The sequence below is a fragment of the Salipiger mangrovisoli genome (genome assembly GCF_015223355.1).
GTDB lineage: Bacteria > Pseudomonadota > Alphaproteobacteria > Rhodobacterales > Rhodobacteraceae > Salipiger > Salipiger mangrovisoli.
In genome coordinates, this window is record NZ_JADFFK010000002.1 from 192,592 (window position 1) to 210,127 (window position 17,536).

The 17,536-nt window shown below is 69.1% G+C and carries 15 protein-coding genes; 6 read left to right on the top strand and 9 right to left on the bottom strand.

Annotated features, from left to right (window positions below; translation table 11 throughout):
* Positions 1 to 96: 96 nt before the first annotated feature.
* Positions 97 to 1,572 (bottom strand): NAD-dependent succinate-semialdehyde dehydrogenase, encoded by a 1,476-nt coding sequence (locus IQ782_RS04280; RefSeq protein WP_194133381.1) that lies wholly within the window; start codon positions 1,570 to 1,572, stop codon positions 97 to 99.
* A gap of 89 nt (positions 1,573 to 1,661) precedes the next feature.
* Here IQ782_RS04280 and IQ782_RS04285 point away from each other — a divergent pair, with 89 nt between their 5' ends.
* Together IQ782_RS04285 and IQ782_RS04290 are read left to right on the top strand one after the other, a co-directional pair.
* On the top strand, positions 1,662 to 2,450 hold the full coding sequence (locus IQ782_RS04285; protein WP_194133528.1) for an alpha/beta hydrolase: 789 nt from the start codon (positions 1,662 to 1,664) through the stop codon (positions 2,448 to 2,450).
* A gap of 453 nt (positions 2,451 to 2,903) precedes the next feature.
* Positions 2,904 to 5,063 carry an esterase-like activity of phytase family protein gene (locus IQ782_RS04290; RefSeq protein WP_194133382.1) on the top strand — a complete coding sequence of 720 codons (2,160 nt, stop codon included), beginning with the start codon at positions 2,904 to 2,906 and terminating at the stop codon, positions 5,061 to 5,063.
* Between the two features lie 109 nt (positions 5,064 to 5,172).
* Here IQ782_RS04290 and IQ782_RS04295 read toward each other — a convergent pair whose 3' ends face one another.
* Positions 5,173 to 6,072, bottom strand: a complete 900-nt coding sequence (locus tag IQ782_RS04295) for a LysR family transcriptional regulator (protein WP_194133383.1) — start codon at positions 6,070 to 6,072, stop codon at positions 5,173 to 5,175.
* A gap of 110 nt (positions 6,073 to 6,182) precedes the next feature.
* On the opposite strand from IQ782_RS04295, the gene IQ782_RS04300 reads away from it, so the two are divergent.
* Both IQ782_RS04300 and IQ782_RS04305 read left to right on the top strand, forming a co-directional pair.
* Positions 6,183 to 7,145 carry an NAD(P)-dependent alcohol dehydrogenase gene (locus tag IQ782_RS04300; protein ID WP_194133384.1) on the top strand — a complete coding sequence of 321 codons (963 nt, stop codon included), beginning with the start codon at positions 6,183 to 6,185 and terminating at the stop codon, positions 7,143 to 7,145.
* Between the two features lie 131 nt (positions 7,146 to 7,276).
* A complete protein-coding gene (locus IQ782_RS04305; protein WP_194133385.1) occupies positions 7,277 to 7,819 on the top strand; it encodes a GNAT family N-acetyltransferase in 543 nt (180 codons plus the stop codon).
* A 125-nt stretch (positions 7,820 to 7,944) separates the two neighbouring features.
* On the opposite strand, the gene IQ782_RS04310 is transcribed toward IQ782_RS04305, so the two are convergent.
* The 6 genes from IQ782_RS04310 to IQ782_RS04335 form a co-directional block, all read right to left on the bottom strand.
* Positions 7,945 to 8,421, bottom strand: coding sequence for an Hsp20 family protein (locus IQ782_RS04310; RefSeq protein ID WP_194133386.1), 477 nt, complete (start codon positions 8,419 to 8,421; stop codon positions 7,945 to 7,947).
* 152 nt (positions 8,422 to 8,573) lie between these two features.
* Positions 8,574 to 9,368 (bottom strand): trypsin-like serine peptidase, encoded by a 795-nt coding sequence (locus IQ782_RS04315; RefSeq protein WP_338092547.1) that lies wholly within the window; start codon positions 9,366 to 9,368, stop codon positions 8,574 to 8,576.
* Positions 9,365 to 10,144 carry a trypsin-like serine peptidase gene (locus IQ782_RS04320; RefSeq protein WP_338092548.1) on the bottom strand — a complete coding sequence of 260 codons (780 nt, stop codon included), beginning with the start codon at positions 10,142 to 10,144 and terminating at the stop codon, positions 9,365 to 9,367. The genes IQ782_RS04315 and IQ782_RS04320 overlap by 4 nt, the downstream gene beginning before the upstream one ends.
* Positions 10,145 to 10,223: 79 nt before the next feature.
* Positions 10,224 to 11,528 (bottom strand): glycolate oxidase subunit GlcF, encoded by a 1,305-nt coding sequence (gene glcF, locus IQ782_RS04325; protein ID WP_194133387.1) that lies wholly within the window; start codon positions 11,526 to 11,528, stop codon positions 10,224 to 10,226.
* A 24-nt stretch (positions 11,529 to 11,552) separates the two neighbouring features.
* Entirely contained in the window at positions 11,553 to 12,650 is a 1,098-nt protein-coding gene (locus IQ782_RS04330) for an FAD-binding protein (protein WP_194133388.1), read from the bottom strand.
* Positions 12,651 to 12,723: 73 nt separating this feature from the next.
* Positions 12,724 to 14,172, bottom strand: a complete 1,449-nt coding sequence (locus IQ782_RS04335; protein ID WP_194133389.1) for an FAD-linked oxidase C-terminal domain-containing protein — start codon at positions 14,170 to 14,172, stop codon at positions 12,724 to 12,726.
* Between the two features lie 132 nt (positions 14,173 to 14,304).
* On the opposite strand from IQ782_RS04335, the gene IQ782_RS04340 reads away from it, so the two are divergent.
* A complete protein-coding gene (locus IQ782_RS04340) occupies positions 14,305 to 14,715 on the top strand; it encodes a CopD family protein (protein ID WP_194133390.1) in 411 nt (136 codons plus the stop codon).
* A gap of 2 nt (positions 14,716 to 14,717) precedes the next feature.
* Positions 14,718 to 15,425, top strand: coding sequence for a DUF599 domain-containing protein (locus tag IQ782_RS04345; protein WP_194133391.1), 708 nt, complete (start codon positions 14,718 to 14,720; stop codon positions 15,423 to 15,425).
* 61 nt (positions 15,426 to 15,486) lie between these two features.
* Here the strand turns inward: IQ782_RS04345 and IQ782_RS04350 are convergent, their stop codons facing one another.
* On the bottom strand, positions 15,487 to 17,529 hold the full coding sequence (locus IQ782_RS04350) for a glutamine amidotransferase (RefSeq protein WP_194133392.1): 2,043 nt from the start codon (positions 17,527 to 17,529) through the stop codon (positions 15,487 to 15,489).
* Positions 17,530 to 17,536: the final 7 nt, after the last annotated feature.

Consider the following 17,536-nt stretch of genomic DNA (forward strand, 5'->3'; position numbering starts at 1 on the left):
GGAGCGTTACGCGGGGTCGCGGCTGCGCCGCGATGCGGTGAGGGGCGCTGCCCCTCACACTCCCCGGGATATTTGAGCCTAGAAGAAAGGCCGGCGTCAGACGCTGAGGCAGACGTATTTCATCTCGAGATAGTCCTCGATGCCGTGGTGGCTGCCCTCGCGGCCGAGGCCCGACTGCTTGACCCCGCCGAAGGGCGCGAGCTCGGTGGAGATGAGCCCGGTGTTCACCCCGACGATGCCGTACTCCAGCGCCTCGGCGACCTTGTACACGCGGCTGAGATCCTTGGCGTAGAAATAGGAGGCGAGGCCGAAGATCGTGTCGTTGGCCATGTCGATCACCTCGTCCACCGTCTCGAACTTGAACAGGGGGGCGAGCGGGCCGAAGGTCTCCTCGGTGGCGAATTTCATTTCGCGCGTCGCGCCGGTGACGATGGTCGGGGCAAAGAACTGGCCGTCGAGCTCCTGCTCCTCGCTGCCGAGAAGGAGCGTGCCACCCTTCTCCCTGGCGTCGCGGATGTGCTCCTGCACCTTGTCGATCGCCTTGGTGGTGATCAGCGGGCCGAGATCGGTGCCCTCTTCGAGACCGTCACCGACCTTCAGCTTGCCGACGGCGGCGGCAAGCTTCTCGGCGAAGGCGTCATAGACGCCGGACTGCACGTAGATTCGGTTGGCGCAGACGCAGGTCTGGCCGTTGTTGCGGAACTTGCAGGCGATGGCGCCCTCGACCGCCGCGTCGAGATCGGCGTCGTCAAAGACGATGAAGGGCGCGTTGCCGCCGAGCTCCATCGAGCATTTCATCACCTGGTCTGCGGCCTGGCGGAGCAGGATGCGGCCGACCTCGGTGGAGCCGGTGAAGGTCAGCTTGCGCACCTTGGGGTTCTCGCAGAACTCCTTGCCCGCCTCCGAGGACGAGGAGGTCGGCACCACGTTGAACACCCCTGCCGGGATGCCGGCGCGCTCGGCGAGCACGGCGATGGCCAGCGCCGAGAGCGGGGTTTCCGAGGCCGGGCGCGCGACGAAGGCGCAGCCGGCGGCCAGCGCCGGGCCGGCCTTGCGGGTGATCATCGCGTTGGGGAAGTTCCACGGCGTGATCGAGGCGGCGACGCCGATCGGTTGCTTGAGCACCGTGATGCGCTTGTCGCGGGCGTGGCCGGGGATGGTCTCGCCGTAGACGCGCTTGGCCTCCTCGCCGAAGAACTCGATGAAGGACGCGCCATAGGCGATCTCGCCCTTGGCCTCGGCCAGCGGCTTGCCCTGTTCGGCGGTCATGATGGTGCCGAGGTCGTCCTGGTTCTCCATCATCAGGTCGAACCACTTGCGCAGCACCTTGGCGCGCTCCTTGCCGGTCCATCCCGCCCAGGCCTTCTGCGCGAGGTAGGCGCCGTCGATGGCCCCGGCGATCTGCGCGCGGCTGAGGTCGGCGACGCGGGCGATGACGTCGCCGCGGGCCGGGTTGGTCACCTCGAACTCGCCGTCCGCCCCGGTGATCCACTCGCCGTTCACATAGGCGCGGGTGGCCAGGAGGCTCGGGTCCTTCAGCAGCGCGGGAAGGTTGGTGGTCTGGTCAAGCATGGCGATCTCCATTTGTCCTGCCGCGTTTCCTGCTGCGGGCGTCGGCGTATCTGCTATCCCCTACTCTAGTACGAGAACGGAGGATGACGATGGATCTCAGCGACGCATATGCCAATGCAGCCCATATTCCCGGCGCGGCCGACTTCCCGCCCCGCTGGAGCGCGGCGGCCGAGGCGTTCCGGACAGAGCTTGCCGAAGAGGGACGCTTCCGCAGCCTCGCCTACGGGTCGGGCGCGCGCGAGGCGCTGGACCTGTTCCTGCCAGAGGGGGAGGCGACGGGCCTCGTGGTCTTCGTGCACGGCGGCTACTGGCTGCGCTTCGACCGCTCGGTCTGGTCGCATTTCGCCGCGGGAGCGCTGGCGGCGGGCTGGGCGGTGGCGATGCCGTCCTACGATCTCTGCCCCGATGTGCGCATTTCAGAGATCACCCGGCAGGTGGCGGCTGCGCTGTGCAGGGCGGCGGCGGAGATCGCCGGACCGATCCGCCTGACCGGACATTCGGCGGGTGGGCACCTCGTGGCGCGGATGCTGGCTCCGGGGCTGCTGCCAGAGCAGGTGGCATCGCGGATCACCGGGGTCGTGCCGATCTCGCCGCTGTCGGATCTGCGTCCGCTGATGCAGACCGAGATGAACGCCGGGCTGAAGCTGGACGAGGCGGAAGCTTTGGCCGAGAGCCCGATCCGCCAGCCCGCGCCGCGGGTGCCGGTGACCGTCTGGGTCGGCGGGGACGAGCGGCCGGTGTTTCTCGACCAGGCGCGCTGGCTGGGCGAGGCCTGGGGCTGCGACGTGGTGATCGATGCGGGGCTGCATCATTTCGATGTCATCGACGGCCTGGCCGAGGCCGGCAGCCCGCTGTGCAAGGCGGTGACCGGAGACTGACCGCGCAGCAGCGGCGGCGCGCCGAGGGAGATGGGCCGAGGGAGACGGGCGGTCGTTTGCCCGTCCGCCGCGACGATGGTGAGCAGGGTGTCGGAAGCGGAGGCCGCGCCGTTCAGAAGGGTGCCAAGGGCAAGTGCAAAGGCCGTGGCGAGGCGCAGGGGGCGGACACGACGGGACAAGCGCGGGGGGATCGGGGCTGCTATCGACAAGGTCAATCTCCTTGGTGATTTCAAACTGCCAAAGCCGGTGTGATCGTCGGCAGAGGGGCAGGATGCCGCGCCGCCGGAGGCCGGGATCCGTGCAAGGGGAGGCGGGATCGCGGGAATGTTTGCGCAGGTGCGGAAGCTTGGGGAGCACCTGATTTCCTCAGCGTCATCAATGCGTCATCCGCGCATCACGTGGCTGTTACATTGCCGCCCCATGGCGAAGCGGACCGCAACAGGGGGACGTCCCATGACCATCCGCACGCTGTGCCTGACCTCGGCGCTGGCGCTTTTCGCCGGTGCCGCGCAGGCCGAAATGACCTTCAACCGCATCGCCAGCTTCGCGACGCCCGACAACATGGGCGAGGGCGAGGACCGCGCCCGCGTCACCTCGGCCGAGATCATCTACGCCTCGGAAGACGGCAACACGCTGGTCTACACCGACAGCCCGCTGGGCGTGATCGGCCGCATCGACATCACCGACCCGCGCGCGCCGAAGCCGCTGGGCAATATCGAGATGGGCGGCGAGCCGACCTCGGTCGCCGTCGCGGGCGGCACCGCCTTCGTCGGGGTGAACACGTCGGAGAGCTTCACCAACCCCTCGGGCAAACTCGAGATGGTGAACATGGCGAGCGGCGAGATCGTCGGCGCGTGCGACCTCGGCGGCCAGCCGGACAGCGTGGCGCTGGCGAAGGATGGCAGTTTCGTCGCCGTGGCGATCGAGAACGAGCGCGACGAGGATGCCGGCGATGGCCGCGTGCCGCAGATGCCTGCGGGCTATGTGGCGATCCTCGACGTGGTGGACGGTTCGGCCGACTGCGCCAGCCTCGTGAAGGCTGACGTGACCGGCCTTGCCGAGATCGCGCCCGAGGATCCCGAGCCCGAGTTCGTCGACATCAACGGCGCGGGCGAGATCGTCCTGACGCTGCAGGAGAACAACCACATCGTCGTGCTGAACAAGGCGGGCGAGGTGCTGAACCACTTCTCCGCGGGCAGTACCGACCTCACCGGGATCGACGCCACCGACGAGCGCGGCGCGCTGATCTTCACGGAAAGCCAGCCGGGCCGCCTGCGCGAGCCCGACTCGGTGCAGTGGATCGACGACGAGACCTTCGCCATCGCCAACGAGGGCGACATGGACGGCGGCTCGCGCAGCTTCACCGTGTTCCGCAAGGACGGCACCGAGCTCTACGACAGCGGCAACAGCTTCGAGCATGCCGTGGTGCAGGTCGGCCACTACCCGGACAAGCGCTCGGACGCCAAGGGTGCCGAGCCCGAGGGCATGGAGTTCGCCACCTTCGACGGCACGCCCTACATGATCCTGCTCTCCGAGCGCGGCTCGGTCGCCGGGGTCTACGACATGACCGATCCCGCCGCGCCGGTGCTGAAGCAGATGCTGCCCTCGGGCATCGCCCCCGAGGGTGCCGTGGCCATCCCGCAGCGCAACCTGCTGGTCACCGCCAACGAGGAAGACCTCGTGGAAGATGGCGGCGTGCGCGCCCACGTGATGATCTACGAGTATGCCGAAGGCGAAGCCCAGTACCCGACGCTGACCTCCGCCGGTGCCGACGAGCTGATCGGCTGGGGCGCGATCTCGGGCATGGTCGCGGGCGAGGACGGCTTGGTCTACGCGGTCAACGACAGCTTCTACGGCTTCCAGCCGCGCATCTTCGTCATCGACCCATCGTCGAAACCCGCGAAGATCACCCGTGCCATCGAGATCACCCGCGCGGGCATGCCGGCGCAGAAGCTCGACATCGAGGGCATCACGCTGGATGGCGACGGCGGCTTCTGGCTCGCCTCCGAGGGCAATACCGCGAAGCTGATCCCGCACGCGCTCTACCACTTGAGCGCCGAGGGCGAGATCGAGGACGAGGTGGGCCTGCCCGCCGAGTTGCTCGCCGGTGAGAAGCGCTTCGGTTTCGAGGGCGTCACCATGGTGGAGGGCACGCTGTGGATGGCTGTCCAGCGCGAATGGGGCGACGATCCCAAGGACCACGTGAAGCTGGTGTCCTACAACCCCGAGACCGAGGAATGGGGCGCCGTACGCTATGCCAAGGCTGCGCCCGAAAAGGGCTGGGTTGGACTGTCGGAAATCACCGCGCACGGCGACCACGTCTATGTGGTGGAGCGCGACAACCAGATCGGCGCGGCGGCGGTCACCAAGAAGGTCTACCGCATCCCGCTTTCGGAGATGGTTCCCGCACCGCTGGGCGGCGAGCTGCCGGTGGTCAGCAAGGAAGAGGTGCGTGACCTCATTCCCGACCTGAAGGGCTGGGGCGGCTACGTGGTGGACAAGGTCGAGGGCCTCGCCATCGCGCAGGACGGCACGGCCTATGTCTCGACCGACAATGACGGTGTCGACGACAGCTCGGGCGAGACCTTCTTCTGGTCCTTCAAGCTCGACTGAGCCTCGTGAATCGACGCAGGGGCGCCGTGCGGGAGACCGTGCGGCGCCTTTGCCATTCGCCGCGCGGGCGGCAGGCGTGCGCCGTGCGTATTTGGAAAGAGAAGAAGGGTCAGGGCATGCGCAGCAGTGGCGGGATCAGCTCGGCCAGAAGGTCGTAGACGAGGCGGATGCGGCGCGAGGTATGCAGCTCGCGGTGGGCGACCAGCCAGACCGGGTAGGGAATCTCGAGCGATGGAAATGCGCGGACAAGCTGCGGGTCGGCATCGCCGAGGCCGAGCGGGCCGACCCCGATGCCCAGCCCGGCGCGGGCCATCTGCCAGTGGACGAGGTGGCTGGAGCTGACCAGCGGGAAGTTCGCCTCGGTGACCGGCACGCCCAGTTCGCGCAGGAAGTTCAGGTGCGGGCCGGGGTCCTCGAAGGCGATGAACTCGGCGGCGGCGAGGTCGGGCAGGCCGGTGATCGGCGGCAGCGTGGCAAGATAGCCCGGCGTGGCGTAGAAGCTGCCGCGGTCCTCGGCGATACGTTTCGCGATCAGCTCGGGTTGCTCGGGCCGGGCGTTGCGCAGCGCGATGTCGGCCTCTCGGCGCTTGAGGTCGCGAATGGCGTTGGAGGCGAGGATCTCGAGCGTCAGTCCGGGCGCGGCCGCGCGTATCCTCGGCAGGAGTCGCGGCAGCAGCCAGGCAGCGTAGATCTCGGAGGCGGTGATCGTCACGTGCCCGGCGATCTGCTGTTGCTGGCCCGAGGCCACGCGCGACAGCCGCTCGGCGGCCTCGCCCATGGCGCGGGCATGTTCCGCCAGCTGCATCCCTGCCTCGGTGAGCTGCAGCCCGGTGCCATGGCGCTCGAAGAGGGTCAGGCCGAGTTCCGCCTCCAGCGCCGCGACCTGCCGGCCGAGCGTCGGTTGGCTCATGTTCAGCGCCCGCGCCGCGCCGGAGAGCGAGCCCTGCTCGGCGGTGGCGAGAAAGCCGCGCAACCGGTTCCAGTCGAAGCGGAGGTTTTGCCAATCCATGCGTATTTGTATGGGGTCGGTGCAATATCGGTCAATATGCCTGCGTAACCGTTTGGTGTATTTCGGGCCCATCCAATCAGAATCCGACCCCGAGCCCCGAGGAGCCCGCCATGAAAGCCGTCACCGCCCGCCGCTACGGCCCCGCCGACAGCCTGCGCATCGAAGAGCTGCCGCGCCCCGAGCCGGGGCCGGGCGAGATCCTCATCCGCATCCGTGCTGCCTCGGTCACCACCGCCGACTGGCGGCTGCGCGCCGCCGCCTTCCCCGGCGGGCTGGCGCTGATCGGGCGGCTGGTCGCGGGGCTGTGGAGGCCGCGCCACCTCGTGCCCGGCTCTGACGTGGCGGGTGAGGTCGTGATGCTGGGCGCGGGGGTCACCGGCTTTGCGGTGGGGCAGCGGGTGCTTGCGGTGCTGGGGCACGGCGGCCATGCGGAATATGGGCTGGCCAAGGCCACGGGCGCGGTGGTGCCCCTCCCCGAGGGCATGGGGTTCGACGAGGCCGCGGCGCTGCCCTTCGGCGGGCTGACGGCGCTGGAGTTCCTGCGCGACGTGGCAAGCCTGCGCGCGGGGCAGGAAGTGTTGATCCTCGGCGCCTCGGGTGGGGTCGGGGCCTATGCGGTGCAGATCGCCGCGGCGCTCGGCGCGCGGGTGACGGCGGTGGCCGGGCCGGGGCGCGAGGGCTTGCTGCGCGGGCTCGGGGCCGTGGGCGTGCTTGACCACCGCAAGGACGAGGTCGCGGGGCGCTTCGATCTTGTCTTTGACACGGTGGGGGCAATGCGCTGGCCGGAAAGCCGCGGGCTGCTTGGAAAGCAGGGCCTGTTCCTGCCGCTCAATTTCGGCCTGTGGGATCTGGGGCACCTGCTGCGGGCGAAGCTCACGGGCGGGCCGCGCATGGTGCTGCACGTGAGCCGCGAGAGTCGCGCGGGATTGCAGACCCTGCTGGAGCTGTGGCGTGCGGGCAAGCTGCGCCCGGTCATCGACTCCCGCTTCGCGCTGGACGAGATCGCCGCGGCGCACCGGCTGGTGGAGACGCGGCACCGCGCCGGGGCGGTGGTGCTGGAGATCGGGGCGTAGCTGGGTGCAGCGGTCGAGGCCCCATAGTCTCGGGGGTCGCAGGCGTGGGGCGTTGCCCCTCGTGCAAAGGGCGAGCGCATGTGCTTGAAGATGGCTTCAAACCCCCTGCGGCACGGAAGGCGCACTCGACCATGCAAGACACGACACTGGTTCCCGTGCTGGAGACCGAACGGCTGATCCTGCGTGGTCACCGGGCTGACGACTTCGAGGCTGTCTCGAGGATGTGGGCCGATCCCCGTGTGGTGGCCCATATCTCGGGCGTCCCTTCAACCCGCGAGCAGGCCTGGGCGCGGCTGCTGCGCTATACGGGGCACTGGCTGCACCTCGGCTTTGGCTACTGGGCGGTGACCGACAGGGCGGATGGCACCTTCCTGGGCGAGGTGGGCTTCGCCGACTATCGCCGCGACACCGAGCCCGATCTCGCGGGTGTGCCCGAGGCCGGCTGGGTGTTTGCCGTCCATGCCCATGGAAAGGGATATGCGACCGAGGCGGTGACGGCGATGCTGCGATGGGCGGATGCGACGCTTGGACACGCGGCGACGGTGGCGATGTTCGAACCCGCGCATGCCGCCTCGATCCACGTCGCGCGGAAGGTCGGCTTCCGTGATGAGCGCAAGGGACGCTACGGCGGGAAGGAGGCGCTGTTCCTGTACCGGCCGCGCCGGTCGCGCTAGCACGGCGCGTCCGCGGCCTGCGCATTTCCTCGGGCCGCCGTCGCAGCACCGCAAGAGAAGAAGGCCCCGCTGCGTCCAGCGGGGCCCCGGTCGGGTCAATGCACCCTTGGATCAGTCCGGACCGGTCAGTTGACCGATTGCGCGTCGACCACGTCTTTTTCGATGGCCGCGGTGCGCTGCGGCTTGGCGATCGCGATCCGGCGCGGTTTCAGCGCCTCGGGGATCTCGCGGCGCAGGTCGATGTGCAGCATGCCGTTCTCATGCGTCGCCCCCTCGACCCGCACGTGGTCGGCCAGGGTGAAGCGGCGCTCGAAGGCGCGGGTGGCGATGCCGCGGTGCAGGTAGGTGCGGCCCTGGCCGTCATCGGATTTCTTCGCGGAGACGACCAACGCGTGCTCTTTCACCTCGACCGAGAGATCCTCGTCGGCGAAGCCGGCCACGGCGATCGAGATGCGATAGGCATCGTCGGCGGTCTTCTCGATGTTGTAGGGGGGGTAGCTGGGCTGGGCCACGTCGCTGGCCAGCACCCGGTCCATCATGTCGGCGATCTGGTCGAAACCGACGGTGGCGCGATAGAGCGGGGCAAGATCGAAATGTCGCATGGGAATCCTCCGTTGAGCGAGACTGTGCGATACCTTTGTGATGCGCCTTTCCTCGTGGAACAGGCGCGGGCTTGGCGCCGGGGCCCTGTTACAGGCACCCCGGTAAAGCTCAGATGGGGAGGCATTTTTGTGCTTTCAAGAGGGCGGGAAGCTCAGGGGCGGACGAAGCGTGCCCCGGTGGACTGGCGCGCGCCGCCCACGGTGATCCGCTTCGCACCGGTGCCGGCAGCCGGACGCGAGTCCTCGTTGCGCAGCCGCGCGGCGAGCTCGGGAACGAGCGTCGCGATGCCCGGTCCATAGGCCGAACCACCGCCGATCGAGGAGATCACCGACAGGATCCGCAACCGGCCGTCCTCGCGCAGGAAAACCGGCGCGCCCGAACTGCCGAAGGTCACATCGCAGTCGAAGCCCAGAACATCGTCGGCATAGCGTTGGGTGATGGCGCAGGAGGGTTCGCGCGAGAGCACCTCCTCGCGGCCCTTGCCGTAGCTGAGCACGGTGACCTCGCTGCCTTCCGGCGCATGGTCCACCACGCGAAAGGGGTCGGCCTCGGCGCTGGTCACCGGCGCGTCGAGCTTCAGCAGCGCCACGTCGACGGCAACGCTTTCGTGTGTTGGCGTAGCACCCGGAAGGTAGGCGGGCGGCACGACCCAGCGGCGCACGCGCTGCGCCACGATCTGCGTGCCGCTGTAATAGCCGGCGCGGAAGGTCAGGCTTTCGGGCGGGCGCGGACTGCCGTTGGGAGCGAAGACGCAATGCGCGGCGGTAAGCACGATGTCCGAGGCAACCAGCGCGCCGGTGCAGAAGCCGTCGCCGGTGTCGAGCCGCCCGACCGCCTCCCAGCCCAGCAGGTCGCCGCGACGGTCGATGACGTCGAAATGCGCCTGTGCGGCGGCCACCGCGGGCAGCGCCAGAAAGAGCGCGACGAGGAGATAATGCGACTTCACGGCTTGATGAACTTCGCGCCCGTGTCGCGCCTGCTGCCCGCGCCCAGCGGGTTCAGCACGATGTCCTCGGCGAGCGCGCTGCGCAATTCGGTCAGCGGCCCGGTGAGCCCGGTCGCGAGCGAGACCGGCGCGCCCCCGGCCTCGGCCTTGGCCGAGATCACCGAGACGATGCGTGGCTCGCCGCTCGCAAAGGAAAACACCGGCGAGCCGGAGCTGCCGAAATCCACCGTGCAATCGAGCACCAGCATGCCCTCCTGACGGTCGAGGACCCCGCAGTAGTCCTGCAGGGCAGGCGCCTCCGACCGGTCATGGGCGTAGGAGACCACGCCGAGCTCGTCGCCCGCCTCGGGCAAGGGGCCAAGCCCGAATGGCGCGATGCTGGAATTGCGGATCGGCAGTTGCAGCTCGATCACCGCGAGATCCTGGCGCACCCGATCGGGGCTGGCCGCGGCACTGAAGTCGTAGCTGTCGAGCGAGAGTGCCCGGCGCACCCGGCGGTAGGCGGCGGCGCGGCCGTTGCGCCAGCCGGCAAGGAACTGGATCTGATCGACCGGCACACGTGCACCGCTGCGCGCGTCGAACAGGCAATGCGCGGCGGTGAGCACCAGGTCCGGGGCAATCAGCGCGCCGGTGCAGAAGGCCCTGCCGCCAACCTCCAGGCGTCCGACCGCCTCCCAGCCGCGCCCTTCCTCGCGGCTTTCCATGGAAAACAGGCCACCCTGGGCGAATGCCGGCGCGGCCAGCAACGCGGCGAGCAGCGCAATGAGGTATCTCACGCAAATGACTCCCTGTTCGCCCCCTTACGCTAGGGAGAGTCTGGGGCGAAATTTGGGCGCGCGCGGGCGCGCCCTTGCGTCAGCCGAGCGCCGCCAGCGCCGGCGGCTTCGGCCCGCCGGTGGCCCAGTCGAGAAGCTCGACCGTGTGCACCACCGGCAGCCCGGTGCCCGAGCCGATCTGCATCATGCAGCCAATGTTGCCCGCGGCGATGAGCTGCGGCGCCTTGGCTTCCAGCGTCTTCACCTTGCGATCGCGCAGCTGCTTCGAGATCTCCGGCTGCAACAGGTTGTAGGTGCCGGCGCTGCCGCAGCAGAGGTGGCTGTCGGCGGGCTCGACCACCTCGAAGCCGGCGCGCTTGAGCAGGTCCTTGGGCGCCGATTTCACCTTTTGCCCGTGTTGCAGCGAGCAGGCGGCGTGATAGGCGACGCGCAGCTGCTGCGGGCCGCCCGTCAGCATCTCTTGGGGAATCTCGAGATCGCGCAGCAGCTCGCTGATATCCATCGCCTTCGCCGAGACCTTTGCCGCGGCCTCCGCAAGCGGCGAGGTCCGGAACATGTGGCCGTAGTCCTTCACCGTGGTGCCGCAGCCCGAGGTGTTGATGACGATGGCGTCGAGCCCCTCGCCCTGCATCTCGGCGGTCCAGGCGTGGATGTTGGCCTCGGCCGACCCGTGCGCCTCGGCCTCGCGCCCCATGTGATGGGTGAGCGCGCCGCAGCAGCCCGCGCCCTTCGCCACCACCACCTCGCAGCCGAGCCGCCGCAGCAGGCGGATGGTGGCATCGTTGATGTCGGTGTTCAGCGCCTTCTGCGCGCAGCCGGTCATCAGCGCGACGCGCTTGCGGCGCGGCGCGATGGGGGCAAAGCTCTGCGGATCGTCGTTGCGGCTGACCGGCGGGATCCGTTTCGGCGCCATCTCCAGCATCGCCTTCAGCCGCGGGTCGGGCAGCAGCCCGGCGAAGGGGCGGCCCAGCTTGGCCAGCGCCAGCGCCACGCGGAAGCGCATCGGGTGCGGAATGACCTGCGCCAGCAACCAGCGCAGCGCGCGGTCGTGCCAGGGCCGCGTGTAGGTCTTTTCGATATAGGCCCGCGCGTGGTCCACCAGGTGCATGTAGTGCACGCCCGAGGGGCAGGTGGTCATGCAGGACAGGCACGACAGGCAGCGGTCGATGTGCATGACCGTCTTGGCATCCGGCACCCGCTCGTTCTCGAGCATGTCCTTGATCAGGTAGATGCGGCCGCGCGGGCTGTCGAGCTCGTCACCCAGGACCTGGTAGGTCGGGCAGGTGGCGGTGCAAAAGCCGCAATGCACGCAGGAGCGCAGGATCTCATTGGCGCGCTCGGTGCCCGGATCGCGCAGCTGGTCGGGAGTGAAAGTGGTCTGCATGTCTTGGTCCTCAGCTCGCTCGGGTCACGCCATCAGGCCGGGGTTCAGCACCCCGCGCGGGTCGAAGCGGCGGCGCAGCCCCTCGGCGAGCGCGGCGACGGGGGCGGGATCAGGGTGGAACGCGGGGGCGCTGCCGGTGCCGCGAACGCGCGTGGCGTGGCCAGCGAAAGTGCCGAGCCGGGCGCGCGCGTCGGTGCCCTCGGGCAGCAGCGCCCAGACCAGCCCGCCGCCCCAGTCATAAAGCAGCGCCTCGGCGCGCAGCCGCGCGGCCAGTTCCGGCGCGTCCGAAGGTTTGCACGAGATGCGCCAGACATCCCCGACCCGCCCTTGCAGCGGTGCCACGTCGCGCACCCCGGCCCAGAGCGCCGCAACCGCGTCGGGGTCGGTGTCCTCGCTGGTCTCGCGCCCCGGAAAGAGGGCCCTGAGCTGTCCGAGGCGGTAGGCGACCGAGCGCGCGAATCCCTCGATGCGCAGCAGCGTCTGCCGCGCGCCGGGGTCATGCGCCGCGCCGGTCACATCGTAGGGCGAGCCGAGCGCCGCCGCCATCGCGGCCACGGCTTCGGACTCCGTAAGCCCGTGCAGCACCAAGGTCGCGGCGGCCTCGGGCTTCGGCAGCACCTTGAAGCTCACCTCGGTCAGCACCCCGAGGGTGCCGTGGCTGCCGGCCATCAGCTTGACCAGGTCGTAACCCGTGACGTTCTTCATCACCCGCCCGCCGTTCGACACCACGCGGCCCGCGCCGTCGACGAAGCGCACGCCGAGCAGGAAATCCCGGCAGGCGCCCGAGGCGATGCGCCGCGGCCCCGAGGCATTGGCGGCGACGATCCCGCCCAGGGTGCTGGCGCCCTGCGTCCCGAGCAGCCCGCGCAGATCCGGCACCTCGAAGGCCAGGCGCTGGTTCTCGGCGTCCAGGGCCGCCTCGACCTCGGCCAGCGGTGTGCCGGCCCTGGCCACCAGCGTCAGCGCCCCCGGCTCGTAGAGCGTCACCCCGGTGATGCCGCCGGTCTCCAGCAGCGTGCCCTCGGACAGGCCGATGCTCCGCGTGCCGCCCCCGCGGAGCCGCAGCGCCCCGCGCGCCCCGAGGATCGCCTCGGCCAGATCGTTTTCGCTCGTCGGTGTCATGGCTTTCTTCTAGGTCCAAATATCTCGGGGGTGCGGGGGCAGCGCCCCCGCGTCTCGCGGCCTGCGGTCCCGCTCACTCGGCGGCGATCGCGAGCCTGCGGCGGCTCTCCGAGGCGTCCAGCGGAAACACCTTCGCGGGGTTCAGCAGCCAGTGCGGGTCGAACACGTCCTTCACCGCCATCTGTGCCTCGAGGTCGGCGGGCCGGTACTGCGCGTGCATCAGGTCGCGCTTCTCGATGCCGACGCCGTGCTCGCCGGTCAGGCAGCCGCCGACCTCGACGCAGAGCTTCAGGATCTCCGCCCCGAAGCGCTCGCAGAGTTCGAGCTGGCCCTCCTGGTTGGCGTTGAACAGGATCAGCGGGTGCATGTTGCCGTCGCCGGCGTGGAAGACATTGGCGACCTTCAGGCCGAACTCCTCCGACATCTCGCCGATCCGCCGCAGCACGTGCGGCAGCGAGGAGACCGGGATCGTGCCGTCGAGGCACATGTAGTCGTTGATCTGCCCCATGGCGCCGAAGGCGGACTTGCGGCCGAGCCAGATGCGGCCCGCCTCGTCCGCGTCGCGCGCCTCGCGCAGTTCGACGGGGTTATGGCGCTTCGCGATTTCGATGATCTTCTCGAGCTGCTCGGCGATCTCGGCCTCCGAGCCCTCGACCTCGACGATCAGCAGCGCCTCGCACATCGGGTAGCCCGCGTGGGCAAAGGCTTCGCAGGCCTCGATGCAGGGGCGGTCCATGAATTCGATCGCCACCGGCAGAACGCCCGCCTTGATGATGTCCGACACGCATTCCCCGGCCACCTCGTTGGCGGCGAAGCCCATCAGCACCGGCCGCGCGCCCTCGGGCTTGCGCAGGATGCGCAGGGTGGCCTCGGTGACCACGCCGAGCTGGCCCTCGGAGCCGCAGATGACGCCCAGCAGGTCGAGCCCCGGCGCGTCGAGATGCGCGCCGCCAAGCTCGATCACCGTGCCATCCATCAGCACCATGGTCACGCCCATGAGGTTGTTGGTGGTCACGCCGTATTTCAGGCAATGCGCCCCGCCCGAGTTCATCGCGATGTTCCCGGCGATGGCGCAGGCAAGTTGCGACGAGGGGTCCGGGGCGTAGAAGAAATCTTCCTCGGCCACCGCGCCGCTGACCGAGAGGTTGGTGCGCCCGGTCTGCACGCGGATGAGGCGGTTGGCGTAATCGGTTTCGAGCACGCTGTTCATCTTCGCCACGCCGAGGATCACGCTGTCGGCGGTGGGCAGCGCGCCACCCGCCAGCGAGGTGCCCGAGCCGCGCGGCACGACGGGCACGCCTTCCTCAAAGCAGATCTTCAGCACCGCCGAGACCTCTTCGGTCGAGGACGGCAGGACCGCGCAGAGCGGCGGGCAGCGGTAGGCGGTGAGCGCGTCGCATTCATAGGCGCGGGTCTCGGACAGCTCCGAGATCACCGAGCCTTCGGGAAGAACCTCCCTCAGTCGCGCGACGATCTGGTCCTTTCGCGCGAGGATGCTTGCGTTGGGGGCTGGCATCTTCATCGGGGTCTCCTCCTAGAATTGGTAAACTCATATAACCAATTTCGACGATGGCCAAGCGTTTTTGCCACGCCCGGCGGTCCGGGGTGACGCGGGATCTTGCGCGGCGCGGGGGAATGATAGCAGGTGACCGCCATGACCTGGCTGAAGATCATTCACATTCTTTGCGTCATGGGATGGATGACCTCCATCTTCGCCGTGCCGCGCGCGCTCATCTACTGGAAGCGGGACTTCGCGCAGACCGGCGCGTTCGGCCCGCTTGGCGATCTGACCTATCGGCTCTACCGCTTCTCGGCCGGGCTGGCGGTGATCGCGGTGATCACCGGGCTGTGGCTCGGGGTGCTCTGGGGCTTCCCGGCCTGGCTGCATGCCAAGATCGGCCTCGTGGTGCTGCTGGCGGCGCATTACGTCTGGACCGGCGTTCTGGTTGGCCGGGCCAAGCGTGGCGTGTTCCGCGAGTCCGACATGTTCCTGCGCATTTTCAACGAGATCAGCGTGGTGGGGACGATCGCCATCCTCTGGCTGGTCGTGGCCAAGCCGTTCTGACCATGGCGCTTCCCTCCCTCGATCCCTTTTTCTACTTCGCGCCGCTTGATCTTGCGGGGGTGGTTCTTCTGGTGATGAGCTGGCTCGGAAGCTCGTGGCTGATCGAGCATCCCCCGGCACGGCGTCCCTCCGTCTCGGTGCTGATGGCGCGCTACCGGCGACACTGGATGAAGCATTTCGTCACCCGCCAGCCGCGGATTTTCGATTCCAACATCGTCGGCAGCCTGCGGCAGAGCACCGCCTTCTTCGCCTCGACCTCGATGATCGCCATCGGCGGCATCTTCGCGCTGCTCGGCAATCCCGACCGCGTGCGCGGTGTCGCCGACGATCTGTCGATGGGCGGCGATGCGCCCACCATCGTCTGGGAAGCCAAGCTGCTGCTGATCCTCGCGTTTGCCGCCAATGCCTTCCTGAAGTTCGTCTGGTCGAACCGGCTCTTCGGCTATTGCTCGGTGATGATGGGGGCCGTGCCGAACGACGAAAGCTCGATTGCCTACACCCGCGCGGCCAAGGCCGCCGAGATCAATATCCTCGCAGCTCGAAGCTACAACCGCGGGCTGCGCTCGGTCTATTTCGGCATCGGCTCCACCGCCTGGTTGCTGGGCTCGATCCCGCTGCTGATCGCGGTGCTGATCACCCTGTCGGTGATCCTGCGGCGCGAGTTCACCTCGCAGTCGCGCGAAGTGCTGTTGGCCAGCGAAGAAACCTGAGCAAGAGCCTTCTAAGGAAGTTGCGCCGCTCCCGGTCTCGGGCCCTCGGCGCCGCGGCGGATCAGCGCCGCCCCTCTCGCAGCCAGGCGCCGACGATGAACCCGGCTGCAAGAAGCAGCGTCAGCCAGGCCGGCAGCAGCGGAAGCCGCGTGACATCCATGGTCTCGAAGGCCTCGCGCGGGGTGATTCCCATCCAGCCACGCCCGGCCGCGGGCCGCCCGGCACCGACCGCGCGGATGCTCGGCAGCCCATCCTCGATCCGTGCCGCACCGCCGCGCAGGCTGGCGAGCACCGGTTCGAGCGCCGTGGCGCTGGCGATGGTCTGTTCGAATTCGCGCGGGGCAGCAGGGCCGAGGCCGATCACCGCCTCCTGTTCGCCCTCCTTCAGCCGGTAGAGGCCAATCTCCGGACCGGCGTAACCGGCCTCGAACCTGCCCGGCGACACTTCCTGCAAGGTGACGCTGTCCTCTGTCCCGTCGGGGCGGGTGATGGTCACCGCGCCGACGCCGTCCGCCAGGGTGCGGCGGATGATCTGCATCCGCTGTCCCGTGGCCTCGGCCCAGAGCGCCTCTTCCTCGAGCTCGGGCTCTTTCATCATCCAATGGGCCAGCCGCCGCAGCAGGTCGAGCTGCGGGCCGCCGCCCTCGAAGCCGCGCGACCAGAGCCAGGCCTGGTCCGAGGCGATCAGCGCCGCCCGGCCCTCGCCAATCCGGTCGAGCACCAGCAGCGGCTTTTCCTCGGCGCCGGTCATCAGCACCTCGGCGCTTTCGTTGGGTGTCACCTCGACCTGGCGCATCCAGCGTCCCCAGCTGTCCGCGCCGGTGAGCCCCGCGGTCACCGGGTGCCGCTGGCCGAGGTCGGTCACTTTGGGGCGGTAGCCCTGGTCGATCACCCGCGCCGTGGGTTCGGCGGGCAGGATCTCGGCCAGTGGCGAGCGGTAGATGGAATCGGCGCTGGCGAAATCGGGACCGGCGGCGACCAGCACGGCGCCGCCGTTCTCGACGTAGTTGCGTACGTTGTCGAGGTAGATGGCGGGCAGGATGCCGCGGCGCTTGTAGCGGTCGAAGATGATCAGGTCGAAATCCTCGATCTTTTCGAGGAAGAGCTCGCGGGTGGGGAAGGCGATCAGCGACAGCTCGGTCACCGGCACGCCGTCCTGCTTTTCGGGCGGGCGCAGGATGGTGAAGTGCACGAGATCGACGGAACTGTCGGATTTCAGCAGGTTGCGCCAGGTGCGGCTGCCTGCGTGCGGCTCGCCCGAGACCAGCAGCACGCGCAGCCGGTCGCGCACGCCGTTGATCTGCACCAGCGCGGTGTTGTTGCGGTCGGTCAGCTCGCCCGCGCCCTCGGGCACGGAGAACTGGATCACGTTGAGCCCGCCGTGGGGCAGGGTGACAGGCAGTTCGATGTCCTGGCCGAGCGGCACGCGGAAGGTTTCCGCCGCGCCGCCATCGACCGAGATCTGGAGCTCGGTTTCGCTCTCGCGCGGCGCGGCACCGTCGTCCTCGACGCGCAAGGTCAGGGTGACCGGCTCGCCGAGAATGGCAAAGGCCGGGGCATTCTTGACGATCAGCCGGCGGTCCCAGTCGGTGTCATGCCCGGTGAGCAGCAGGTGCATCGGCGCGGGCAGGGTCGGCGCGCGCTCGAGATCGTGCAGCCGCCCGTCCGACAGCAGGAAGATCCCCGCGACACGGCCACGCGGCTCCTCGGCCAGCGCCTCGGAGAGGGCGGTCATCAGCAGGGTGCCGCTGTCGCCCTCGCCATCGGGCACGGCGATGCGCCGGACCTCGGTGTTGGGGCGGGCGGCAAGGCGCGCCTCGAGCGCGTCGGCGGCGCTGGCCGTTGTCTCGACCCGGTCGCCGAGACGCTGCGAGGCGCTCTGGTCCTCGAGCAGCAGGACGATGTCCGAGAGCGGCGCGCGGTCCTCCTCCTGGAAGGAGGGCTGGGTCAGCGCGGCCACCAGCACCAGCCCGGCGCAGAGGCGCAGCGCCCAGCCGGGCATGCCCCGCCACAGCGCCAGCGCCACCGAAACGAGGGCCAGAGCTCCCAGCACCCAGATCGCGGGCCAGGGCAGCAGCGGGTCAAAGACGATCTCGCCGGTCATGCCTGCG